Genomic DNA, 21,804 nt, shown 5'->3' with positions numbered 1-21,804 from the left:
CTCGACTCACTCCCCCACCGACGAGACGGCCACGGCACGGACGAAACCGCCGTCCACCATCAGGTTCGCCACCGTCTCCAGCTCCGGCGGCGAACCCGCCAGCCGGGACAGGAACGCGTCGAAGTCCTCACCGCACGGCAGCAGCAGCCGCTGCACCCGCTCCGCCTGCGGCCAGGACGGATCCACGTCCCGTACGTCGTCGTACGCGCAGAACCACACCGAACCGGCCCTCTCGCCCTTCACCTTCACCGCGAGCAGTCCGCCCTGGACGAAGCCGACGGCCAGGTAGTCCTTGGTCAGATGGTCGCGCAGGCACTTGTTGACGTACACCAGGTCGTTGACCGCGGCTTCTTCGCGGACCGTGAAGAACGGCTGGTCGACCAGCAGCCCCAACTCCGCGTCCAGGGCGGTCCCGACGGGTGCGCAGCCGCCCGCCGCCTTCAGGAACGAACGGTAGGCGCCCGGCAGCCGGTACCCGAGGTCCTCCTCGACCCCCTGCACCTGCTGCTCCGCCACCGCGGCACCCGACTTCGGCAGCCGGAAGTGCGCCGGCCGCGTCTCCTGCAACGGGCGGGTGCCCCGCTTGTTCTGGTCGACGTTCGCGGTCGCGATCCCGCCGTGGTGGCGCAGCAGCGCCTTCACCTCCACCGGGACCAGTTCCAGGCGCCGGGAGCCGACCACGTGGTGCCACGTCCAGCCGTGCGGGGTCGCCACGTTCGGCACCGTGTCCCACAACTCGTGCCCCGACGCCGCCATCGCCGCGTTCGCGGACACGTAGTCCGTCAGCCGCAGTTCGTCGACCCCGAACCCCTGCGGCGGCTCCGCGATCTCCACCGCGGCCCGCGCGTACGGCGAGAAGTCGGGGAAACCGCGGTCGTCCACCCGCACCCCTCTCGGGTGACGTGCGGCCCGGACCGGATCCGGGAAGTGCACGACCTGCCCGGCATAGGCCGCGTTCGGCGGCGCGGCCTGTCCCCCAGCCTGGCGGCCGGGTGGTACCCCGAGCCCGAGCCGACCTGTCGTCATGGCTGTTGCCCCCTGCGGCACTCTGTACGGCCCACGGCGACCGGCTCGCTGCTCCGCCCCGCCGAGGCCCGTATCCCTACTACTCTCCAACGCGTCCGCCGCGCGCGTCGCGGCGTGCCGACAGCCTATGCGGTACGACGTCACCGGTCACCGGGCCGCCACCCGCCGGCCCGGCCTCGCCGTGACCAGCCGTCACCTTCCAGTGACGCACTGCCCCGGACGGGGTGTGTCACACCGCCCCAGCTTCCGCAGCAGCCACGCCATTTGGCACTCTGTGAGTTTCCGGGGGATGCACGGGAGGGAAAAACGATCATGAACGCGACGCAGACGGGACCGGACACGAGCGCCTCCGGCGACCCCAGAGTCGGCTGGAGCAGCGCCGAGACACCGCACGCGCCCGCGCTCCGCCACCGCCGGGACGGCATTCTCCCGACCGTCGCCGCCGCCCTCTCCGTGCGCGGCGCCACCCTCACGGGCACCGCCGCCCGAGGCGAGGAGCCGCCCGCCCTGCACCCCCTCGTCCAGGACTTCCTCGACGCCCTCACCAGCGCCCAGCGCGACCGCTTCACCGGCCGCTGCGCCGAGACCATCCTGATCTCCCGGCACATCACCGCCGCCGACGCCGCCCGGAGCAAACGTGCCTCCCGCAAACCCATGAGCAACGGCGAGGCCCGCAAGAGCCTGAAACACGCCAAACTGACCACCCGGCGCATCCGCGAGGACGGCGACCCCCTGCACGGCGGCTTCGCCGGCCCCTGCCGGGCCTGCACCGCGCTCAGCGCCCACTTCGGCGTCCGCATCGTCGACCCCGCCGCCGGGAAGAGCTGACCCGCCCGGCCACGAGCCCCCCCCCCGGCCGCGGTCGCCGCGAAACCCCCCACGACCGCACCACCCGCCACGGCGCCACCCGCCGCGGCACGATCCACGAACGAAGGGCAGATGCACGCCGACCGCGCCTCCTTCCCCAAACCCTCGGCTCCTCCTCATGGGCAGGGGGGAACCCCGGCTCGTTTCGCCGCACCCGTCGACGCCACGCTGCGCGCCGCCGGCTGGCAGCCGGGACGGTGGGACATAAAGCAGGCCGAGGTGTGGGCCGACGCCCTGCGCGAGCACCTCTCGCCCGCCGGCCACCACCACTCCGTGTTCCCCGCCGCCGTCGAGGCCTGGGCGGAATTCGGCGGCCTGCGCGTCTCGCCCACCGGGCCCGGCCGCCGGATCGCTCCCGCCGCCCTCGACCTGGATCCGCTGCACGGCCTCCACATGGCCCGCACCCTCGGCGACCTCGGCCGCGCCCTGGACACCGAGGTCTGCCCGCTGGGCGCCGAGACCGACAGCCGGTCCCTGCTCGCCATCGACACCGAGGGCCGCGTCTACGCCCTCGACCACACCGGCGACTGGTACCTCGGGCCCGACATCGACCAGGCCCTGTCGGCCCTCATCTCCGGCACGGAGCCCGTACGGCTCACCACGGGCTGAACACCCGTACGGCTCGCCGGCCCGCGGTGGGCGGGACCCGCCGCGCACCGGACGGAAGCGCCGCTACGACGCCGGGATCACCGCCGACACCCGGAAGCCTCCCGCGTCCGTCGGCCCCGACACGAAGACACCGCCCAGCGCGACGACCCGCTCCCGCATACCGAGCAGTCCGTTCCCGCCCGACGGCAGCCCCGCCGACGCCGACGCGGGCTCGGGCGGCGGCTCGTTCTCCACCTGCATCGCGATCTCCGCCGAGCGGTGCGCCAGCCGCACGTACGTCTTCGCCCCCGCCGCGTGCTTGTGGACGTTCGTCAGCGCCTCCTGCACCACGCGGTACGCCGTCTGCTCGACCTCCGCCGCGTACGGGCGGACCGTGCCCTGCACCGACAGGTCCACGGCCATCCCGGCGGCAGCCGACTGCCCGACCAGCTCGTCCAGCTCCGACAGGCACGGCCCCTCGGGCGTGCCGCCGGCGGCCCGGGAGGCCGCGGCGGCCGCGGCGGCCCCCACCGCGGCGAGCGGCACGGCGTCCGGCGCGCCGGGCACACCCTGCTCCGACGCCTCCGCCCGCGTCCGGACCTGGCTCCGGGTCTGGACCTGGGTCTGGGCCTGGGTCTGAACTTGGACCTGGGCCGGCCCCTCCGTGCTGCGCAGCACCCCGAGCATCTCCCGCAACTCGGTGAGCGCCTGCCGCCCCATGTCCCCCACCAGGGCCGCGTTCTTCACCGCCTTCTCCGGATCCTTGCGGGCCACGGCCTGCAACGCGGCGGCGTGGACCACCATCAGACTCACCCGGTGCGCGACCACGTCGTGCATCTCCCGCGCGATCCGGGTCCGCTCCTCGTTGCGGGCCCACTCGGCCCGCTCCTCCGCCCGCTCCGCGAGCAGCTGCAACTCCCGTTCGAGACTGTCCGCCCGCTCCCGCAGGCTCTCCATCAGCCGCCGCCGGGCCCCCACGTACAGGCCGAGAAGAAGGGGAGGGGCCGTCAGCCCGAGCGAGGTGGTCACCGCGGCGAACGGCACGAACCAGTTGCCGAGGGTCAGATCCCCGCGCGCCATGTCCTGGCGCACCCGCACGAACGTCACGATCATCGTCCCGAGCAGGGACATCCCGGCCAGCGCGGCGATCACCCTGCGTGGCAACTCGCACGAGGCCAGGGTGTAGAGCCCGACGATGCCCATCAGGAAACCCATCTGGGCCGGCGTGATGGCGATCGCCACCAGCACCACGGCGATCGGCCACCGCCGCCGGATGAGCAGAACGGACCCCGCCAGCACCCCGAACACGATCCCCAGGGACGCCGGAATCCCCGCGTCCCGGGCGAACGGCACGCCCTCGGCCCCGCACTCCAGCGCGGACACCAGCGCCAGCCCCCCGTCGAGCGCGGCGCTGCGCCGGCGCGCCCACCACCACGGCCCGGTCGGGACCGCCTCGTGGTCTTCCCCCGTCGTGGTCATGGCTCCAGCCTACGGGCGCCGGCCGGGGCATTTCCGGTGAGTTCCGGGTACCGGACCCCAGCACACTCCGTAATCGGATAACAGCGAAACCAGCTGGTATCCCTCGAACTGCTGAACCATGCCCTGTTCGATATCGGAAGCGGACATTCCATTCGGACCGCAGGCCCGTTCCGGGGGCCGGCGGGACGGAATCGTGGCCCGGACCCGGGCACGTCTCCGGTAAGGTCTGAAGCGCTGTCCCCCGTGGTGTAACTGGCAGCACACTGGTTTTTGGTACCAGCAGGACAAGGTTCGAATCCTTGCGGGGGAGCCGCGGTGCACACGGTCCCGGTCCGGGTCCCGCCCCCACGGGTCGGGACCCGCTCTCATATCTCCCCACAACCGCCCCGGTATCCTGCGGATGTCCACCCCCACCCATCCACAGCCGAAGGGCATCCCGTGAGCGCCATTCGCCCGGCAGCCGTCGTCGTTCTCGCAGCGGGTGAGGGCACCCGTATGAAGTCGGCCACACCGAAGGTTCTGCATGAGATCTGTGGCCGGTCACTGGTGGGCCATGTGCTCGCCGCCGCACGTGAGTTGAAGCCGGAGAACCTCGTCGTCGTGGTCGGGCACGCGCGGGAGCGGGTGACCGAGCACCTGGCCGAGGTCGACTCCGAGGTCCGCACCGCCGTGCAGGAGAAGCAGAAGGGCACCGGGCACGCGGTCCGGATGGGCCTCGAGGAGCTCGGCGGGCCCGTCGAGGGAACCGTGATCGTCGTCTGCGGCGACACTCCCCTCCTCACCGGTGAGACCCTCCAGCGGCTCGCCACCACGCACCAGGAGGACGGCAACGCCGTCACCGTGCTCAGCGCGGAGGTGCCGGACGCGACCGGCTACGGCCGGATCGTCCGCGACGCCGGCACGGGCGCGGTGACCGCGATCGTCGAGCACAAGGACGCCACCAAGGCCCAGCGGGCGATCCGGGAGATCAACTCCGGGGTGTTCGCGTTCGACGGGCGGCTGCTCGCCGACGCGCTGGGCAAGGTCCGGACGAACAACAGCCAGCACGAGGAGTACCTCACCGACGTCCTCGGGATCCTGCGCGAGGCCGGGCACCGGGTCGGTGCCTGCGTGGCCGGCGACCACCGGGAGATCGCCGGGATCAACAACCGGGTGCAGCTGGCCGAGGCGCGGCGGACCCTCAACGACCGCCTCCTGACGAACGCGATGCTCTCGGGTGTCACGGTCGTCGACCCGGCGACCACCTGGATCGACGTGACGGTGACCTTCGAGCAGGACGTCGTCGTGCACCCCGGCACGCAGCTGCACGGGACGACCCGGCTCGGCGAGGGCTGCGAGGTGGGCCCCAACAGCCGGCTGACGGACACCCGGGTCGGCGCGGGGGCGCGGGTGGACAACACGGTGTCCGACGGCGCCGTGGTGGGCCCGCAGGCCTCCGTGGGGCCGTACGCGTACCTGCGGCCGGGCACCCGGCTCGGGGTCAAGTCCAAGGTGGGTACGTACGTCGAGACGAAGAACGCCTCGATCGGCGAGGGGACCAAGGTTCCCCACCTGTCGTACGTCGGTGACGCCACCATCGGCGAGTACACGAACATTGGCGCGGCGAGCGTGTTCGTGAACTACGACGGGGAGAGCAAGCACCACACGACGGTCGGCTCGCACTGCAAGACCGGTTCGGACAACATGTTTGTGGCTCCCGTCACGATCGGCGACGGCGCCTACACCGCCGCCGGGTCCGTGATCACGAAGAACGTACCGCCCGGTTCGCTGGCCGTGGCCCGTGGCCAGCAGCGGAATATCGAGGGCTGGGTGGCTCGCAAGCGCCCGGGAAGCGCGGCGGCGAAGGCGGCCGAGTCGGTATCCGGACAGCCGGAGGGCGAAGCCTGACCGGAAACCGGCACGCCGAACACGGCGTACCGTGATAAGTGCAGCCCCCAAGTGCAGCCCACCACGTTGCGAACCACCCGCTGAGGAGACACTGCTGTGACCGGGATCAAGACGACCGGCGAGAAGAAGATGATGTTCTTCTCCGGCCGCGCCCACCCCGAGCTTGCCGAGGAAATCGCCCACGAGTTGGGCGTCGGGGTCGTCCCGACGAAGGCGTTCGACTTCGCGAACGGCGAGATCTACGTGCGTTATCAGGAGTCGGCCCGCGGCGCGGACTGCTTCCTGATCCAGAGCCACACTGCTCCGATCAACAAGTGGATCATGGAGCAGCTGATCATGATCGACGCGCTGAAGCGTGCGTCGGCCCGCTCCATCACGGTCATCGTGCCGTTCTACGGTTACGCGCGGCAGGACAAGAAGCACCGGGGGCGTGAACCGATCTCGGCACGTCTGATCGCGGATCTGATGAAGACCGCGGGTGCCCACCGCATCCTCACCGTGGATCTGCACACGGACCAGATCCAGGGCTTCTTCGACGGGCCGGTGGACCACCTGTTCGCCCTGCCGCTGCTGGCGGACTACGTGGGCAACAAGGTCGACCGTTCGAAGCTGACGGTGGTGTCCCCGGACGCCGGCCGGGTGCGGGTGGCGGACCGCTGGTGCGACCGGCTGGGCGCGCCGCTGGCGATCGTGCACAAGCGGCGTGACAAGGACGTGGCGAACCAGGTCACCGTCCACGAGGTCGTCGGTGATGTGAAGGGCCGCATCTGCGTCCTGGTGGACGACATGATCGACACCGGCGGCACGATCTGCGCCGCGGCGGACGCCCTGTTCGCGCACGGCGCGGAGGACGTGATCGTGACGGCGACGCACGGTGTGCTGTCGGGTCCCGCGGCGGACCGACTGAAGAACTCGAAGGTGAGCGAGTTCGTGTTCACCGACACGCTGCCGACGCCGAACGAGCTGGAACTGGACAAGATCACGGTGCTGTCCATCGCTCCGACGATCGCGCGTGCGGTGCGCGAGGTGTTCGAGGACGGTTCGGTCACGAGCCTGTTCGACGAGCAGTGAGCATCAGACCCTAGATCGTTTTGGGTCCGGCCTCCCCCTCCGAGTAGACTGCTTCAGTTGCTCGGCGAGGGAGGCCGTACTCGTTCTCGTGGTACGGCGATCCGTTATCGACGCGCTCTTCGTAGCAGGCCGTTCGTGGCCGGGTGACCCCGACCGTTTTCCGTGTACCTCTACGAGGAGTGAAGAGCATGTCCGAGGTGAAGCTCGCCGCCGAGACGCGCACCGAGTTCGGCAAGGGTGCCGCCCGCCGTGTCCGCCGTGAGAACAAGGTTCCCGGTGTGCTGTACGAGCACGGCATGGTGCCGATCCACCTGACGCTGCCGGGTCACGAGCTGCTGATGGCGCTGCGTACGCCGAACGTCCTGCTCTCGCTGGACATCGACGGCAAGAGCAACGAGCTGGCGATTCCGAAGGCCGTGCAGCGCGACCCGCTGAAGGGCTTCCTGGTCCACGTGGACCTGCTGATGGTCAAGCGCGGCGAGCGCGTCGTCGTCGAGATCCCGGTCGTCGCCGAGGGCGAGCTGGCCCCGGGCGGCAACCTGCTCGAGCACGTCCTGACCGCGCTGCCGGTCGAGGCCGAGGCCACGCACATCCCGGACACCCTGCCGGTGTCCGTGGCTGGCCTGTCGGCCGGTGACGCGATCCTCGCCAAGGACATCAACCTCCCCGACGGCGTCAAGCTGGCCGTCGAGGAGGACACCGCGGTGCTCCAGGTGCTGGCCGCGCAGGCCGAGGAGGCCCCGGCGGGCGAGGAAGGCGAAGAGGCCGCGCAGGCCTGAGCCCGACCGTCGCCGTCTCGTCAGCCGCCGCTTCCCTCTGGGGGCGGCGGCTGGCGCGTATGACGCGTATGACGCGTATTGAGGAGACATGGACGTGACGACCTCCGCGAACGCCCCCTGGCTGATCGTCGGCCTCGGCAATCCCGGACCGGAGTACGCCATGAACCGGCACAACGTCGGGTTCATGGTGGTGGATCTGCTGGCCGACCGGATCGGGGGCCGGTTCAAGCGGGCGGGCAAGGCGCAGGCGCAGGTGGTGGAGGGGCGTATCGGTCCTCCCGGGCCGGAGAGCCGCCGGGTGGTGCTGGTGAAGCCGATGTCGTTCATGAACCTGTCCGGTGGGCCGGTGAACGCGCTGCGCGACTTCTACAAGGTGCCGCTCGCGAACATCGTGGCGGTGCACGACGAACTGGACATCGACTACGGCGTGCTGCGGCTGAAGCTGGGCGGCGGCGACAACGGCCACAACGGGCTGAAGTCGATGACGAAGGCGATGGGCCCGGACTACCACCGGGTGCGGTTCGGGATCGGACGTCCGCCGGGCCGTATGCAGGTGGCCGACTTCGTGCTGAAGGACTTCTCCTCCGCCGAACGCAAGGAGCTGGACTACTTCGTGGACCGGACGGCGGACTCGGTGGAGTGTCTGCTGGCGGAGGGGCTGGAGCGGGCACAAAGCGCGTACAACTCCTGACTTGTCCTCCCACCGCGCCCCCTTGAGTTGACCGGTCGTAGCGACATGGCCAATGATCCCGGCCATGCCTGCCGCCACCGCCACCCGTTCCCGTCAGGCCTCCTACGCCGCGCTCCAATTCGGGCGGGTCGCGGCCATGGGCACCGTCACGGCGCTGATCCTCGTCGCGGGAGTGTGGGCGTCGTGGGACACCGCGCCGTACGTGATGCTGACCAAGGGACGTGAGCAGGGCACGGTCGCGGTGACGCGGTGCGACGGCGACACGTGCACCGGGCCGTACACACCGGTCTCGACGGGGTCGAAGGCCCGCGATCAGGTGGTGATCGACCACACCGTGGCGGTGCGCAAGGGGCAGACCTACAGCGTCGTCGTGAAGCCGGGGACGGACGAGGTGGTCCGCTCGGGCCCGGCCGGGATCCTGTACGCGTGGGCCCCGCTGGGCGGTGGGCTGCTGCTGGCCTCGGTGGTCGTGGCGGGCGGATTGCGGCGGACCCGGGCTGCGTGGGTGCTGGCGGGGTCGGGGGTCGCGCTGCTGACGGCGGTCTTCGTGGCGTTGTGAGCCGTGGGGCATGAGGGTGCCCCCGGGGTTCGTCCGATGTCCGGTACGAATCCCGGGGGCACCCTTGGCCGTTCCGGGGACGGTCAGCCGGTGTTGCGCAGGCCGGCCGCCACGCCGTTGACCGTGAGCAGCAGGGCCCGGGAGAGCAGCGGGTCGGGTTCCTGACCGGCCGCCGCCGCGTCGCGCTGCCGCTTGAGCAGGGTGACCTGGAGGTAGGAGATCGGGTCGAGGTACGCGTCGCGGATGGAGAAGGTCTGCCTGAGCACGGGCTGCGCGTCGAGGAGTTCGCTCTCGCCGCTGACGCGCAGCACCTCGCGCACGGTGAGTTCGTGCTCGGCCCGGATGGTGTCGAAGATGTGCTTGAGCTCGTCGGGGACGAGGGTGTCGACGTAGTGCTGCGCGATGCGCAGGTCGGTCTTGGCGAGGGTCATCTCGACGTTGGAGATGAAGTTGCGGAAGAAGTGCCACTGCCCGTGCATCTCGTCGAGCACGGTGTCCCCCTCCAGCCGCAGGCCCGCCTCGCGCAGCGCCTTCAGCCCGGAGCCGACGCCGAACCAGCCGGGCACGATCTGCCGGGACTGGGTCCAGCCGAACACCCAGGGGATGGCGCGCAGTCCGTCGAGTCCGGCGCCGGAGTCGGGGCGGCGCGAGGGACGCGAGCCCAGGTGCAGGTCGGCGAGCTGGTCCACGGGGGTGGAGGCGAAGAAGTACGCCGGCAGGTCGGGGTCCTCGACGAGCCTGCGGTAGGCGGCGTGGGCGGCGTGGGACACCACGTCCATCGCGGCGTCCCAGCGGGCCAGTGCCTCCACCGACTGGCGCGGGGCGGTGTGCAGGGCGGAGGCCTGAAGGGTCGCGGCGACCGTCAGTTCCAGGTTCTCCCGGGCCAGGGACGGGATGAGGTACTTGTCGGAGATGACCTCGCCCTGCTCGGTCACCTTGATCTCGCCCTCCAGGGTGCCCCAGGGCTGGGCGAGGATGGCGTCGTGGGTGGGGCCGCCGCCGCGGCCGACGGTGCCGCCGCGGCCGTGGAAGAGCCGCAGCCGTACGCCGTAGCGGTGGGCGACGTCGCGCAGGCGCCGCTGGGCGCGGTGGATCTCCCACTGGCTGGTGGTGATGCCGCCGAACTTGGAGGAGTCGGAGTACCCGAGCATGACCTCCTGCACATCGCCCCTGAGCGCGACCAGGCGCCGGTAGGACGGGTCGGAGAGCATGTCCTCCAGGATGGTGTCGGCGGCCCTGAGCTCGTCGGTGGTCTCCAGCAGCGGCACGATGCCGATCTTCGCCCAGCCGGCGTGCAGGTCGACGAGTCCGGCCTCGCGGGCCAGGACGGCGGCGGCGAAGACGTCGTCGGCGCCCTGGCACATGGAGATGATGTACGACTCGATGACCTCGGGCCCGAAGACGCTCAGGGCCCGCTTGACCGTCTCGAAGACGCCGAGGGTCTTGGCGCCGGCCGCGTCGACGGGGGCCGGGGTGGGGGCGAGCGGCCTCCTGGACCTCAGCTCCTTGGCGAGCAGCTTGGCGCGGTACTCGCGGGGCATGTCGGCGTAGCGCCAGGACTCCTCGCCGAGCCGGTCGAAGAGCTGGCCGAGGGCGTGGTGGTGGGCGTCGGCGTGCTCGCGGACGTCCATGGTGGCCAGCTGGAGGCCGAAGGCGGCCAGGGTGCGGATGGTGCGGCCCAGGCGGCCGTCGGCGAACAGGCCGCCGCGGTTCTCGCGCAGGGAGTCCTGGATGATCCGCAGGTCGCCCAGGAGTTCTGAGGTGCCGAGGTAGTCGCGGCCGGTCTCGTGCGGGGTGCCAGTGGCCAGGCGCTGCTTGGTGTTGACGAGCTTCTGGCGGATGCAGGTGGCCTTGAGCCGGTAGGGCTCCTCGGCGTTGAGCCGCTTGTAGCGGGGGCTGATCTCCGGCAGGTTCTCCAGGTCGGTCCCGAGGGACTGGAGCAGTGCGTCGGTGGCGCCGGTGTAGCGGATCGAGTTGGACAGGAAGCCGCGCAGCTCGTCGATCATGTCGAGGGCGTCGTTGATGCCGTGCTCGTGCTGGAGGATCAGCACGTCCCAGGTGACCTCGGGGGTCACGTTGGGGTTGCCGTCGCGGTCGCCGCCGATCCAGGTGCCGAAGGTGAGGGGGCGGGTGTCGTCGGGCAGCCTGACGCCGACGCGCTCCAGTTCCGCGGTGAGGTCCTCCAGGACGTCGCCGACGGCGCCGGCGTGGAGTTCGTCGAGGTAGTAGATGGCGTTGCGGGACTCGTCGGCGGGCTCGGGGCGGACGACGCGGAGTTCGTCGGTCTGCCAGACGAGGTCGATGTTCTCCGCCAGCCGGGTGTCCAGGCGGCGGCGGTCGGACTCGACGACCGGGGCCTCCAGGAGCGCGGCGATGCGCCGGAGCTTGTTCAGCACCGAGCGGCGGGCGGCCTCGGTGGGGTGGGCGGTGAACACCGGGCGGACGTTCAGGTGCCGGACGGTCTCGCGCAGGTGTTCCGGGTCGGCGTCCTTGAGACGGTCGGCGGTACGGGCGAGCAGGCCGCCCTCGGCGGCGCGCCGGGCACGCAGTTCGCGTCCGCGGTGCACCTGTTCGGTGACGTTCGCCAGATGGAAGTAGGTGGAGAAGGCGCGGACCAGCTTGGCCGCGGTGTCGAGTTCGGTGCCGCGCAGCAGTTCGGCGGCGGCCTCACCGTCCTCTCGGGTGAGGCGGCGGACCTTCTCGACCAGGTCGAGGAGCTCGGGGCCCTCCTGCCGTACCAGGGCCTCCCCGAGGAGGTCACCCAGTCGGCGGATGTCCGCACGCAGCTCGGCGCTGGTCGTCGTCTGGTCGTCGGCACTGCTCACAGGTGCGGCTCCTTGCGGGTTGAAGCACGTCTGGGAGGGAACCCGGACGAGTGCCGCGCGGCGGCTGCCGCTTACGGGCCAGGTGTCCGGGAAGGAATTCTTCAGAGCGGACCGCGCTGTCCGACCGCCTCCAAGTCTAGGTGTCATGGGGGACGCGCAGGCTAGGGGCTCTTGCCGCGGCGCGAGGCACTGCCATACTTACGACGCCGTAGGTTACGGAACCGTAGGGAGCTGAACGGTTCCCTGATCCGACGACCCGTCTCGACCCTCGACCCCACAGGGGACGCCCATGACCACAAGCTCCGATGTGATCGACGACGCCCCGAAGGCGACCGACACCTCTCTTCCCTCCGCCACCCTGGGAGGTGAGCAGAAGCGTTCGATCGAACAGATCACGCTGCTGCTCTTCATCACCGTTCCGTTCCTCGCGCTGCTCTCGGCGGTGCCGCTGGCGTGGGGCTGGGGGGTGAGCTGGCTGGACCTCGGCCTGCTGGTCTTCTTCTACTTCCTCGGCTGTCACGGCATCACGATCGGTTTCCACCGGCATTTCACGCATGGCTCGTTCAAGGCGAAGCGGCCCCTGAGGATCGCGCTGGCGATCGCGGGGTCGATGGCGGTCGAGGGACCCCTGGTCCGCTGGGTCGCCGACCATCGCAGGCACCACAAGTTCTCCGACCACGAGGGTGATCCGCACTCCCCGTGGCGGTACGGCGAGACGGTTCCGGCGCTGCTGAAGGGCCTGTGGTGGGCCCATGTCGGCTGGATGTTCGACGAGGAGCAGACCCCGCAGGAGAAGTACGCCCCGGACCTGATCAAGGACCGGGCCCTGCGGACGATCTCCCGTCAGTTCGTGCTGTGGACGGCGGTGTCGCTGGCACTGCCGGCGCTGATCGGCGGCCTGGTCACGATGTCGTGGTGGGGCGCGTTCACCGCGTTCTTCTGGGGCTCGCTGGTCCGGGTGGCGCTGCTGCACCACGTGACCTGGTCGATCAACTCCATCTGCCACGCGGTCGGCAAGCGCCCGTTCAAGTCGCGGGACCGCTCGGGCAACGTGTGGTGGCTGGCGATCCTGTCCTGCGGCGAGTCCTGGCACAACCTGCACCATGCCGACCCGACCTCGGCCCGGCACGGAGTGGAGCGCGGCCAGCTGGACTCCTCGGCCCGGATCATCCGCTGGTTCGAGCGGTTCGGCTGGGCCTACGACGTGCGCTGGCCGTCACGCTCGCGTATCGATTCCCGCCGCAACGACGGGGAGGGCGACTCCCGGCGCCGGAGGAAGACCGCCGAGGCGGCATGATTGACGGCGTGGCGACCGACTCCAGCACCCCCAGCAATGACAAGCCGCGGCGCACGCGCCGTACCCGTATGACCGGTGCCGAGCGCCGCCAGCAACTGCTGGAGATCGGTCGCACGCTGTTCGCGGCGAAGGGCTTCGAGGGCACCTCGGTGGAGGAGATCGCGGCCAAGGCCGGGGTGTCCAAGCCGGTGGTGTACGAGCACTTCGGCGGCAAGGAGGGCCTGTACGCCGTCGTGGTGGACCGCGAGATGCGGCGGCTGCTGGACATGGTGACCGGCTCGCTGACGGCGGGCCACCCCCGGGAGCTGTGCGAGCAGGCGGCGTTCGCGCTGCTGGACTACATCGAGGAGTACACGGACGGCTTCCGCATCCTGGTCCGCGACTCCCCCATCCCCCAGTCGACGGGTTCCTTCGCCTCCCTGATCTCCGACATCGCCACCCAGGTGGAGGACATCCTGGGCCGCGAGTTCAAGTCCCGCGGCTTCGACCCGAAGCTGGCCCCGCTGTACGCCCAGGCGCTGGTCGGCATGGTCGCCCTGACCGGCCAGTGGTGGCTGGACGTCCGCCGCCCGAAGAAGGCGGAGGTCGCGGCCCACCTGGTGAACCTGGCCTGGCACGGGCTGGACGGGCTGGAGCCGCGGCCCCGGCTGATCGGGCACCGCAAGTCCTAGGATCGGGCGCCGCGACGTCCTGGGCGGCAGGTTCAGGCGAGCGGTTCCAGGAACTCCAGGCGGTTGCCGACGGGGTCCTCGGAGTAGAAGCGCCTGTGGCCCGGCAGACCGTCGTCCCAGACGACCTTCGCGCCGTGCGCCGCGAGCCGGGCGGCGAAGGCCTCGACGGCCGTCACCCGGAGCCCCGGGTGGGCCTTCCTCGCGGGGCGGAAGTCCCGCTCGATGCCCAGGTGGAGCCGGACGGCCCCGGCCTGGAACCAGCAGCCGCCGCGCGCGGCCAGAGCCGGCGGCTTCGGGACCTCGGTCATGCCGAGGACACCGGCGTAGTACGCCCGCAGGTCGTCCTCGGAGCCGGGCGGGGCGGCGAGCTGTACGTGGTCGACGGCGGCGAGCATGCCTCACGCCTCCTTGGTGGCGACCGCGAAGATGCGGCGGAAGGGGAACGGGGTGCCGTGCGGTCCGGCCGGGTAGGCCTCCCGCAGGGCGGCGCGGTACTCGGTCAGGAACTCCTCGCGGGCCGCCGGGTCGTCGGCGAGGGCGGTGAGGACGGGCCGCAGCCCGGTGCCCTTCACCCAGTCCAGGACCGGGTCCTCACCGGTCAGCAGGTGGATGTACGTGGTCTCCCAGACGTCGGCGGCGCAGCCGAGGCCGGTCAGCCGCTCCAGATAGGCCTCGGGGGCGAGCACCGCGTCCTCGTGGCGCAGGACATCCGCGAGCCGGTCGCGCCGGCGGGCGGAGCCGGCGAGCTCGCGCATGAGCCGGTGGCTGGGGGCGGAGAAGTTGCCGGGGACCTGGAAGGCGAAGGTGCCGCCGGGGCGCAGCCCCGCCACCCAGTCGGCGAAGCGGTCCAGGTGTCCGGGCACCCACTGGAGCGTGGCGTTGCTGACGATCAGGTCGTGCGGCTCGCCGGGGGTCCAGGTGCGGGCGTCGGCGGGAGTGAAGTCGAGGCGGCCGCCGCCGGGGGTGGGGCCCTGGTGGTCGACCACGGCCTTGTCGAGCATCGCCGGGGAGTTGTCGTAGCCGGTGATGTGCGCGGTGGGCCAGCGGTCGGCGAGCAGGGCGGTGACATTGCCGGGGCCGCAGCCGAGGTCGGCGATGCGGGGCCGGTCGCCCGGCAGAGCGGGGACGCGGGCGAGGAGATCGGCGAAGGGGCGGGCCCGGTGGCCGGCGTGGCGCAGGTACTGGGCGGGATCCCAGGCGGGGTTGTGGACGGACATGGCGGCCTCCTGGAGGTGCGGGGAGTCGTCGGCGGCTGCGTTCACCACTCTCCCCCGGCAATTATCTCGACGTCAAGAGACTCGACACCAAGAGACTTCACGTCGACACAACCACTACACTGATCGTCATGGAGGACGAGGTCGATCGGCTGGTCGCAGCGTGGCGCCGGGAGCGCCCGGACCTCGACGTGGAACCGCTCGAGGTGCTCAGCCGGGTGAGCAGGCTGGCCAGGCACCTGGACCGCGCACGCCGGCTCGCCTTCTCCGAGCACAGTCTGGAGCCCTGGGAGTTCGACGTCCTGACGGCGCTCAGGCGCGCGGGCTCGCCCTACCAGCTCTCCCCCGGGCAGCTGCTGACCCAGACACTGGTCACCTCGGGCACGATGACGAACCGCATCGACCGGCTGGCCAAGAAGGGCCTGGTGGAGCGACTCCCCGACCCCAGCGACCGGCGCGGGGTGCTGGTCCGCCTGACGGACGAGGGCCGGGACCGCGCCGACCGGTCCCTGGCCGGACTCCTGGACCAGGAGCGCGCGCTGCTGGCCGAGCTGTCGACCGCACAGCGCGCCGAACTGGCCGGCCTGCTCCGCCAGTTGACCGCCCCGTTCGACAACATCCCCGGCTGAGGGGGCGCCGGGTCAGGCGCTGCTGCTTTCCTCCACCCCGATCCGCCCGGCGGGCGCCAGGTCGGCCGGCCCCACCCCGGCCCGGCGGGCCAGTGCCACGGCGGCCAGCGTGGAGTGCACGCCGAGCTTGCCCAGGACGTTCTGCATATGGGTGCGCACGGTGTGCGGGGACAGGAACAGCCGCTCGGCGACGGCCTTGCGGCCCAGCCCCGCGACCATGCAGCGCAGCACCTCCCGCTCGCGCGGGGTCAGCGACTCCACGAGGCGCTCGCTCTCGGTGCGGTGCTTGCGCGCGGCGGTCAGCTCCCGCAGCACACCGGTGAGCAGGGCGGGCGGCAGATGGGTCTCGTCGCGCAGGACTCCGCGGATGACGGTGAGCAGCCGGGACAGCGAGCAGTCCTTGGCGACCCAGCCGCAGGCACCGGCCTGGAGGGCGAGCGCGGCGCGGCGCGGGTCGTCCTTCTCGGCGAGTACGACGGTCCGCACCCCCGGCTGGGCCCCCCGCACCCCCGCGACCAGGGATATCCCGTCCACCAGTCCGTCCTCGTCACCCTCCCGCACCGGGGCGGCGGGCCGGGCCCCGGGGACGGTGCCGCCGAGGTCGGCGTCGACGAGCACGACGTCGAAACGGCGGCCGTCGGCGGCCGCCCGCTCCAGGCAGCGCAGTGCCGCCGGACCGGAGCCGGCCGCGGACACCTCGACGTCGGGCTCGGCGGCCAGGGCGGCGGCGAGCGACTCGGCGAAGATGCGGTGGTCGTCGACGACCAGGACTCGGACACGAACCACTGAAAACCCCCTTCCCCGCGCTCCTGGTCGGAGCAGGGGAGTCTCCCATCGCCGGAGAACGCCGAGCGGCACGGACCCGACGCCCGGGGCCGAGCACGGTCGTACGGCCCTCGCCGTACCGGACCGCCACCCCGCCCCGGTGTCCTGCCCGAACCCTCTCGCCCCCCTGACCAGCACCGGCCCCCACCGGTGCCGCTCATCAGGGTACGGCCGGCGGCCGGGAGGGGAAGGCAATTCGCAGAACTGACCGGCAGACGCGTTTAGGGTGTGCCGCATGTTTCGTATTGAGGCAGAAGTCGACAAAGCGCGGCACGATCTGCTCCGCTCCCGCCTCCGCGACACGAACACGGCGGCCTCCCCGCTCATCGACGCCCTGCGCAAAACGCCCGCCGTCCGGGAAGTCCCCATCCATCTCTGGGCGTTGGACGACTCCGGCGATCTGGCGGGCGGACTGGTGGGCCACACCTGGGCGACCTGGCTGCATGTGACCCACCTCTGGGTCGACGACCCCCACCGCGGCACGGGCCTCGGCTCCCGCCTGCTGACCCGCGCCGAGCGCATCGCCCACCGCGAACGCGCCTGCGTCGCCGCCCGCCTGGAGACCTGGGACTTCCAGGCCCCGGACTTCTACCGCAGGCACGGCTACAAGGTCGTCTGCGCGATCCCCGACTATCCGCCGGGGATCACCGAGTACACCATGATCAAACCGCTGCCCTGAGCGGACGGCGGCCCTCAGAGCGCGTCGAGCGCCTCCGTGCTGATGTCGATGTCGATGTCGTAGGGCACGTCGAGCTTGAGCCGGTCGCGGTGGGTGCCCGTCAGGGCGTACGTCTTGGTCAGCGGATCGAGTTCGTAGGTGCGGACCACGGGGTGATGATCGGAGCCGCTCATCTCGACCAGCCAGAAGTGCGGGATGCCCGCGGCGGCGTACTTGTGCGGCTTGGTGTCGTGGTCCCGGGCCTCGGAGTCCGGGGAGACGACCTCGACGGCCAGCAGGACATCGGCGACGGGGAAGCGGGTCTGCTCCCTGCCGGTGACCGCCTCCGCGCGGACCACCGACAGGTCCGGCTCCGGTCCGTTACGACGGTCCAGCACGACCGTCATCTCCCGGACGATCTTCATCTTCGCGGGAGTCGTGCGGCGCAGGCCGGTCACCAGAAGGTCGATCGCGATGCTGTGGAAATACCGCTGCGGACTCACGAAGATCAGGCTCCCGTCGATCAGCTCGGTGTGCGGCGGGAGGTCGGGCAACGTGAACAGGTCGTCCACGGTGTATCCGTCCCGGGGCGGCACCGGCCAGCGGCAGCCGGGCTCAGCGGTCGGCTCGGCAGTGGGCTCGGCGGTCATGATTCCTCCCATGGGCGGCATCTTCGGCCTGCGCGTCCACGGTAACCGCCGCGATCGATGAACGTCATCACAAAGGGTGACGATCCGACCGGTGGGGTGACTCGGCGGGGGCAGTCGGCTGGGTCAGCACCCGGACGCCCGTGGCCCGGTGGCGATTTCGGCCCAGACCGTCAGACCACTCCTCGTCCGGTGGGTTCCCCACCGGGCGGCCAGCGCGTCGGTGATGAGCAGCCTGCGTCCGTGTTCGCTCTCCGGCGAGGGCATGGACGCGGGGAAAGGAGTGGGGCCCATGCCCGTATCGGTCACACCGACGGTGACCAGAGTGCGCTGCAGCGCGCACGGCCTCGGGTGGCGCAGGTAGCGGCAGTTCGCCAGCCGCATCCTGCTCTCGGATCCTAGGGATGATCCTGTCGTCGGTCATGCCGACATTCGTAGCGGTTGCCGCCGACAGCCCGTCCGGGCTGCCCTCGGCCGCTGTTGATCAGCGTGCCGGATCTGTGTGCCCGCCCGCGCGCACAGATCCGGCCGCGGGTGTCAGGCCAGCCGTCGGGCGCCCGCTGAAGGCACCGCCTCGAAGACGCGTGGGATCGTGTGGGCCGCCTTGGTGAAGGCCTCTTCCATTGCCTTGGTGAGGGCGGGAACGTCGGAGGTGTCGGTCAGGACGATCGCCGAGCCGCCGAAGCCGCCGCCCGTCATCCTGGCGCCGAGGGCGCCGGAGGCGAGGGCCGCGTCGACGACCAGGTCCAACTCCGGGCAGGAGACCCGGAAGTCGTCGCGCAGGGAGGCATGGCCCTCGGTCAGGATCGGGCCGATCGACCGGATGTCGCCCGACTCCAGGAGGGACACCACCCGTTCCGCCCGCTCGTCCTCCGTGACGACATGACGGACCAGCCGGGCCACCTCCTCCTCGCCGGCCAGGCCGGCCAGCGCCGCGTCCAGGCCGTCGTAGGGGATGTCGCGCAGGGCGTCCACGCCCAGCAGGGCCGCGCCCTTCTCGCAGCCCGCGCGGCGCCTGCCGTACTCGCCGCCGCTGTGGGCGTGCTGGACGCGGGTGTCGACGACCAGCAGGCACAGGCCCTCGGAAGCCAGGTCGAAGGGGATCTGACGCTGGGACAGGTCGCGGGTGTCCAGGAACAGGGCGTGGCCCGACTCGCAGCAGGCCGAGGCGGTCTGGTCCATGATGCCGGTGGGGGCGCCGACGTAGACGTTCTCGGCGCGCTGGCACAGGCGGGCCAGTTGCCAGCCCTTCAGGCCAAGGGCGTAGAGGTCGTTCAGGGCCAGGGCGACCACGACCTCCAGGGCCGCGGAGGAGGACAGGCCGGCGCCCGTGGGGACCGTCGACGCCAGGTGGACGTCCGCGCCGGTCACCTCGTGGCCCGCCTCGCGCAGGGCCCAGACCACGCCCGCCGGGTAGCCGGTCCAGTTCCGGTCGGACTCCGGGGCCAGGTCGTCGACCCGCAGTTCCACCGGCGGCCCCGGCACATCGGCCGAGTGCAGCCGCAGGACGCCGTCGTCGCGGCGCGCGACCGCGGCGGTCGTGACGTGCGGCAGCGCGAAGGGCATCACGAAGCCGTCATTGTAGTCGGTGTGCTCGCCGATCAGGTTGACGCGGCCCGGCGCCGCCCAGACCCCCTCCGGCTCGGCGCCGTACAGCTCGGTGAAGCCTTCCCGGACCTCAAGTGCCCCCACTTACCGCTCCCTTGCGATGTGCTGCGCGAACTCCCAGGCATCCGCGACGATACCCGCGAGATCCGTGCGGGACGGGTTCCAGCCGAGCTTTTCGCGGGCGGCCGCCGCCGAGGCGACCAGGACCGCGGGATCGCCGGCCCGGCGCGGGGCCACGACCTCCGGGACGGGGTGGCCGGTGACCCGCCGGACGGTCTCGACGACCTCGCGGACGGAGAAACCGTTGCCGTTGCCGAGGTTGCACACCAGGTGCTCGCCGGGCCGGGCGGCGTCCAGGGCCAGCAGATGGGCCTCGGCGAGGTCCGCCACGTGGATGTAGTCGCGGACGCAGGTGCCGTCCGGGGTCGGGTAGTCGTCGCCGTAGACGGAGATCGCCTCCCGCCTGCCCTGGGCGACCTGGAGGACCAGGGGAATCAGGTGCGACTCGGGGTCGTGGCGTTCGCCGTACGCGCCGTGCGCGCCGGCCACGTTGAAGTAGCGCAGCGAGACCGCGCCCAGGCCGTGGGCCGCCGCCTCGCCGGCGATCATGTGGTCGACGGCGAGCTTGGAGGCACCGTAGGGGTTGGTGGGCCGGGTCGGGACCGTCTCGACGATCGGGACCCGCTCCGGTTCGCCGTAGGTCGCCGCCGTGGAGGAGAAGACCAGCGTGCGTACGCCGGCCTCGCGCATCGCGGTGAGCAGGGCCATCGTGCCGCCGACGTTGTTCTCCCAGTACTTCTCCGGCTTCACCACCGACTCGCCCACCTGGGAGAAGGCGGCGAAGTGCAGCACTGCGGCGAAGGAGGGGTCCAGCCACTCGGCGGCGTCCCGGATGTCGCCCTCGACGAAGGAGGCGCCCGCGGGCACGCCCTCACGGAAGCCGGTGGACAGGTTGTCGAGCACGACGACCTCGTGACCGGCCTCCAGCAGGTGCTGGGCGACCACGCTGCCGACGTAGCCCGCGCCACCCGTCACCAGGTACTTCCCGCTCATGAACCCGCCACCTCCCGCAGTCGCTCGGCCGCACGCTCCGGCGGGACGTCGTTGATGAACACGTTCATGCCGGACTCGGAACCCGCGAGGAACTTCAGCTTGCCGGTAGTGCGGCGGATGGTGAAAAGCTCGAGGTGGAGCGCGAAGTCGTCGCGCGTGACACCGCCGGACCCGGCCGGCACGCCGAACGGGGCCTGGTGCCAGGCCGCGATGTACGGCGTCGGCGGGGCGCCCTCGCCGAAGAGCCGGTCGAAGCGCCGCAACAGGTCCAGATAGATCCCGGGGAACTCCGCGCGCGCCGCCTCGTCGAGTCCGAGCAGGTCGGGGACCCGGCGCCGGGGGTACAGGTGGACCTCGTAGGGCCAGTGCGCCGCGTACGGCACGAAGGCCACCCAGTGGTCGCCCTCGACGACCACCCGCTCGCCGGCCAGTTCGCGCTCCAGGACCGCGTCGAAGAGGTTCTCCCCGCCGGTGGCCTCCTGGTGCGCCGCCAGTGAGCGCAGCATCAGCGCGGTGCGCGGGGTGGTGAAGGGGTAGGCGTAGATCTGGCCGTGCGGGTGCCCCAGCGTCACGCCGATCTCGGATCCGCGGTTCTCGAAGCAGAACACCTGCTCCACGGAAGGCAGTCGGGACAGCTCCGCGGTGCGGTCCGTCCACGCGTCCAGGACCAGCCGGGCCTGCCGCTCGCTCAGGCCGGCGAACGAGGCGTCGTGGTCCGAGGTGAAGCAGACGACCTCGCAGCGGCCGAGGTCGCCGGTCAGCGAGGGGAAGCGGTTCTCGAAGACCACCACGTCGTAGGAGGAGTCGGGGATCTCGCTCAGGCGGTCGCCCGTGGAGGGGCACAGAGGGCACTCGTCCGCCAGCGGGTGGTAGGTGCGGCCCTGGCGGTGGGAGGCGACGGCGACCGCGTCGCCGAGCAGCACGTCCCGGCGCACCTCCGACGTGGTGACCGTCGGCTCCAGCGGGCGCCGGTCCACCGCGTCGCGCACGGTGTCGTCCCGCAGGTCGTAGTAGACGAGCTCGCGACCGTCGGCCAGCCGGGTCGAGGTCTTCTTCACTACCGGAACTCCCTACTGGTCCCCGGGCCGCCGGTCCGCGAGCCCACACCCCGTCAGCACCCGACCACCCCAACACAATCAAACATAACACGCCACAACTCACCAGCCCTTTTCAGATCACGATCGAACAAAGCCCATCAACAAAAGCGTTCAATCACTGAACACGGAGGGGCAGGTTCCCGCTGAACCAGTTCGCGCGACGAAGTGAGTTCCACGCAAACCCCCACATCTGCACCCGACACCCGAACAGTCGCACCCCTCTTCCGATGCGATCACCCCGATCAGCGAACGCCAGGCACACGCGTTCGAGTTCGACCGGCTCCACCGGGCAGGCCGTCAGGGCGCTCCGCGCCCTGGAATCCGGATGCGGCG

The 21,804-nt window shown here is 71.3% G+C and carries 21 protein-coding genes and 1 tRNA gene; 12 read left to right on the top strand and 10 right to left on the bottom strand.

Annotated features, from left to right (window positions below):
- Positions 1-6: 6 nt before the first annotated feature.
- Positions 7-1,026 (bottom strand): SMI1/KNR4 family protein, encoded by a 1,020-nt coding sequence (locus ACIQMV_RS29975; RefSeq protein WP_402596405.1) that lies wholly within the window; start codon positions 1,024-1,026, stop codon positions 7-9.
- A 312-nt stretch (positions 1,027-1,338) separates the two neighbouring features.
- On the opposite strand from ACIQMV_RS29975, the gene ACIQMV_RS29970 reads away from it, so the two are divergent.
- The gene (locus ACIQMV_RS29970; RefSeq protein ID WP_141360390.1) at positions 1,339-1,854 is read left to right on the top strand and encodes a YwqJ-related putative deaminase; all 516 of its coding nucleotides are present in this window, start codon (positions 1,339-1,341) and stop codon (positions 1,852-1,854) included.
- A 111-nt stretch (positions 1,855-1,965) separates the two neighbouring features.
- Positions 1,966-2,502 carry an SUKH-3 domain-containing protein gene (locus tag ACIQMV_RS29965; RefSeq protein WP_141360389.1) on the top strand — a complete coding sequence of 179 codons (537 nt, stop codon included), beginning with the start codon at positions 1,966-1,968 and terminating at the stop codon, positions 2,500-2,502.
- 63 nt (positions 2,503-2,565) lie between these two features.
- Here ACIQMV_RS29965 and ACIQMV_RS29960 read toward each other — a convergent pair whose 3' ends face one another.
- Positions 2,566-3,960 carry a sensor histidine kinase gene (locus ACIQMV_RS29960; protein WP_402596404.1) on the bottom strand — a complete coding sequence of 465 codons (1,395 nt, stop codon included), beginning with the start codon at positions 3,958-3,960 and terminating at the stop codon, positions 2,566-2,568.
- Positions 3,961-4,197: 237 nt separating this feature from the next.
- On the opposite strand from ACIQMV_RS29960, the gene ACIQMV_RS29955 reads away from it, so the two are divergent.
- The 6 genes from ACIQMV_RS29955 to ACIQMV_RS29930 all read left to right on the top strand — a co-directional run bounded on the left by ACIQMV_RS29955 (position 4,198) and on the right by ACIQMV_RS29930 (position 8,947).
- Positions 4,198-4,270, top strand: a tRNA-Gln gene (locus ACIQMV_RS29955).
- A gap of 128 nt (positions 4,271-4,398) precedes the next feature.
- Complete coding sequence (gene glmU, locus ACIQMV_RS29950; protein WP_141360387.1) at positions 4,399-5,847, top strand: bifunctional UDP-N-acetylglucosamine diphosphorylase/glucosamine-1-phosphate N-acetyltransferase GlmU; 1,449 nt, start codon at positions 4,399-4,401, stop codon at positions 5,845-5,847.
- Between the two features lie 96 nt (positions 5,848-5,943).
- Positions 5,944-6,918, top strand: a complete 975-nt coding sequence (locus ACIQMV_RS29945; RefSeq protein WP_141360386.1) for a ribose-phosphate diphosphokinase — start codon at positions 5,944-5,946, stop codon at positions 6,916-6,918.
- A 188-nt stretch (positions 6,919-7,106) separates the two neighbouring features.
- Entirely contained in the window at positions 7,107-7,697 is a 591-nt protein-coding gene (locus tag ACIQMV_RS29940) for a 50S ribosomal protein L25/general stress protein Ctc (protein WP_141360385.1), read from the top strand.
- A gap of 88 nt (positions 7,698-7,785) precedes the next feature.
- A complete protein-coding gene (pth, locus tag ACIQMV_RS29935; RefSeq protein ID WP_141360384.1) occupies positions 7,786-8,388 on the top strand; it encodes an aminoacyl-tRNA hydrolase in 603 nt (200 codons plus the stop codon).
- Positions 8,389-8,440: 52 nt separating this feature from the next.
- Positions 8,441-8,947, top strand: coding sequence for a hypothetical protein (locus tag ACIQMV_RS29930; RefSeq protein WP_402596403.1), 507 nt, complete (start codon positions 8,441-8,443; stop codon positions 8,945-8,947).
- Positions 8,948-9,030: 83 nt separating this feature from the next.
- Here the strand turns inward: ACIQMV_RS29930 and ppc are convergent, their stop codons facing one another.
- Positions 9,031-11,772, bottom strand: a complete 2,742-nt coding sequence (gene ppc, locus ACIQMV_RS29925; protein ID WP_402596402.1) for a phosphoenolpyruvate carboxylase — start codon at positions 11,770-11,772, stop codon at positions 9,031-9,033.
- 289 nt (positions 11,773-12,061) lie between these two features.
- On the opposite strand from ppc, the gene ACIQMV_RS29920 reads away from it, so the two are divergent.
- Both ACIQMV_RS29920 and ACIQMV_RS29915 read left to right on the top strand, forming a co-directional pair.
- The gene (locus ACIQMV_RS29920) at positions 12,062-13,069 is read left to right on the top strand and encodes an acyl-CoA desaturase (RefSeq protein WP_402596401.1); all 1,008 of its coding nucleotides are present in this window, start codon (positions 12,062-12,064) and stop codon (positions 13,067-13,069) included.
- On the top strand, positions 13,066-13,740 hold the full coding sequence (locus tag ACIQMV_RS29915; protein WP_141360380.1) for a TetR/AcrR family transcriptional regulator: 675 nt from the start codon (positions 13,066-13,068) through the stop codon (positions 13,738-13,740). The genes ACIQMV_RS29920 and ACIQMV_RS29915 overlap by 4 nt, the downstream gene beginning before the upstream one ends.
- Positions 13,741-13,772: 32 nt before the next feature.
- On the opposite strand, the gene ACIQMV_RS29910 is transcribed toward ACIQMV_RS29915, so the two are convergent.
- Both ACIQMV_RS29910 and ACIQMV_RS29905 read right to left on the bottom strand, forming a co-directional pair.
- The gene (locus ACIQMV_RS29910; protein WP_225074789.1) at positions 13,773-14,135 is read right to left on the bottom strand and encodes a VOC family protein; all 363 of its coding nucleotides are present in this window, start codon (positions 14,133-14,135) and stop codon (positions 13,773-13,775) included.
- 3 nt (positions 14,136-14,138) lie between these two features.
- On the bottom strand, positions 14,139-14,957 hold the full coding sequence (locus tag ACIQMV_RS29905; RefSeq protein ID WP_401776774.1) for a trans-aconitate 2-methyltransferase: 819 nt from the start codon (positions 14,955-14,957) through the stop codon (positions 14,139-14,141).
- A gap of 128 nt (positions 14,958-15,085) precedes the next feature.
- Here ACIQMV_RS29905 and tamR point away from each other — a divergent pair, with 128 nt between their 5' ends.
- Positions 15,086-15,583: a MarR family transcriptional regulator TamR gene (gene tamR / locus ACIQMV_RS29900; protein WP_141360378.1), complete on the top strand. Its 498-nt coding sequence runs from the start codon at positions 15,086-15,088 to the stop codon at positions 15,581-15,583.
- 12 nt (positions 15,584-15,595) lie between these two features.
- Here tamR and ACIQMV_RS29895 read toward each other — a convergent pair whose 3' ends face one another.
- Positions 15,596-16,369: a LuxR C-terminal-related transcriptional regulator gene (locus ACIQMV_RS29895; protein WP_402596400.1), complete on the bottom strand. Its 774-nt coding sequence runs from the start codon at positions 16,367-16,369 to the stop codon at positions 15,596-15,598.
- Positions 16,370-16,643: 274 nt separating this feature from the next.
- On the opposite strand from ACIQMV_RS29895, the gene ACIQMV_RS29890 reads away from it, so the two are divergent.
- Entirely contained in the window at positions 16,644-17,087 is a 444-nt protein-coding gene (locus ACIQMV_RS29890) for a GNAT family N-acetyltransferase (protein WP_402596399.1), read from the top strand.
- 14 nt (positions 17,088-17,101) lie between these two features.
- Here the strand turns inward: ACIQMV_RS29890 and ACIQMV_RS29885 are convergent, their stop codons facing one another.
- The 4 genes from ACIQMV_RS29885 to galT form a co-directional block, all read right to left on the bottom strand.
- Positions 17,102-17,728, bottom strand: a complete 627-nt coding sequence (locus ACIQMV_RS29885) for a Uma2 family endonuclease (RefSeq protein ID WP_402596398.1) — start codon at positions 17,726-17,728, stop codon at positions 17,102-17,104.
- 522 nt (positions 17,729-18,250) lie between these two features.
- Complete coding sequence (gene galK, locus ACIQMV_RS29880) at positions 18,251-19,405, bottom strand: galactokinase (RefSeq protein WP_402596397.1); 1,155 nt, start codon at positions 19,403-19,405, stop codon at positions 18,251-18,253.
- Positions 19,406-20,374 (bottom strand): UDP-glucose 4-epimerase GalE, encoded by a 969-nt coding sequence (gene galE / locus ACIQMV_RS29875; RefSeq protein WP_402596396.1) that lies wholly within the window; start codon positions 20,372-20,374, stop codon positions 19,406-19,408. It abuts the gene before it with no gap.
- Positions 20,371-21,432, bottom strand: coding sequence for a galactose-1-phosphate uridylyltransferase (gene galT / locus ACIQMV_RS29870; RefSeq protein ID WP_402596395.1), 1,062 nt, complete (start codon positions 21,430-21,432; stop codon positions 20,371-20,373). Before galT ends, galE begins: the two co-directional genes overlap by 4 nt.
- Positions 21,433-21,804 lie beyond the last annotated feature (372 nt).

The organism is Streptomyces sp. NPDC091412 (assembly GCF_044756885.1).
In the GTDB taxonomy this organism is placed as follows: Bacteria; Actinomycetota; Actinomycetes; order Streptomycetales; family Streptomycetaceae; genus Streptomyces.
Note: the sequence above shows the minus strand (reverse complement) of the source record. Positions and strands in the feature narration are given on the sequence as shown.

Excerpts from the sequence above, each read along its gene's own strand:
- ACIQMV_RS29970 (WP_141360390.1), top strand. The coding sequence starts at position 1,339 with ATGAACGCGACGCAGACGGGACCGGACACGAGCGCCTCCGGCGACCCC.
- pth (WP_141360384.1), top strand. The coding sequence starts at position 7,786 with ATGGACGTGACGACCTCCGCGAACGCCCCCTGGCTGATCGTCGGCCTC.
- ACIQMV_RS29960 (WP_402596404.1), bottom strand. The coding sequence starts at position 3,960 with ATGACCACGACGGGGGAAGACCACGAGGCGGTCCCGACCGGGCCGTGG.
- ACIQMV_RS29910 (WP_225074789.1), bottom strand. The coding sequence starts at position 14,135 with ATGCTCGCCGCCGTCGACCACGTACAGCTCGCCGCCCCGCCCGGCTCC.
- ACIQMV_RS29890 (WP_402596399.1), top strand. The coding sequence starts at position 16,644 with ATGTTTCGTATTGAGGCAGAAGTCGACAAAGCGCGGCACGATCTGCTC.
- ACIQMV_RS29915 (WP_141360380.1), top strand. The coding sequence starts at position 13,066 with ATGATTGACGGCGTGGCGACCGACTCCAGCACCCCCAGCAATGACAAG.
- tamR (WP_141360378.1), top strand. The coding sequence starts at position 15,086 with ATGGAGGACGAGGTCGATCGGCTGGTCGCAGCGTGGCGCCGGGAGCGC.
- ACIQMV_RS29885 (WP_402596398.1), bottom strand. The coding sequence starts at position 17,728 with ATGGGAGGAATCATGACCGCCGAGCCCACTGCCGAGCCGACCGCTGAG.
- ACIQMV_RS29965 (WP_141360389.1), top strand. The coding sequence starts at position 1,966 with ATGCACGCCGACCGCGCCTCCTTCCCCAAACCCTCGGCTCCTCCTCAT.
- ACIQMV_RS29975 (WP_402596405.1), bottom strand. The coding sequence starts at position 1,026 with ATGACGACAGGTCGGCTCGGGCTCGGGGTACCACCCGGCCGCCAGGCT.
- ACIQMV_RS29940 (WP_141360385.1), top strand. The coding sequence starts at position 7,107 with ATGTCCGAGGTGAAGCTCGCCGCCGAGACGCGCACCGAGTTCGGCAAG.
- galE (WP_402596396.1), bottom strand. The coding sequence starts at position 20,374 with ATGAGCGGGAAGTACCTGGTGACGGGTGGCGCGGGCTACGTCGGCAGC.
- ACIQMV_RS29930 (WP_402596403.1), top strand. The coding sequence starts at position 8,441 with ATGATCCCGGCCATGCCTGCCGCCACCGCCACCCGTTCCCGTCAGGCC.
- ACIQMV_RS29905 (WP_401776774.1), bottom strand. The coding sequence starts at position 14,957 with ATGTCCGTCCACAACCCCGCCTGGGATCCCGCCCAGTACCTGCGCCAC.
- ACIQMV_RS29920 (WP_402596401.1), top strand. The coding sequence starts at position 12,062 with ATGACCACAAGCTCCGATGTGATCGACGACGCCCCGAAGGCGACCGAC.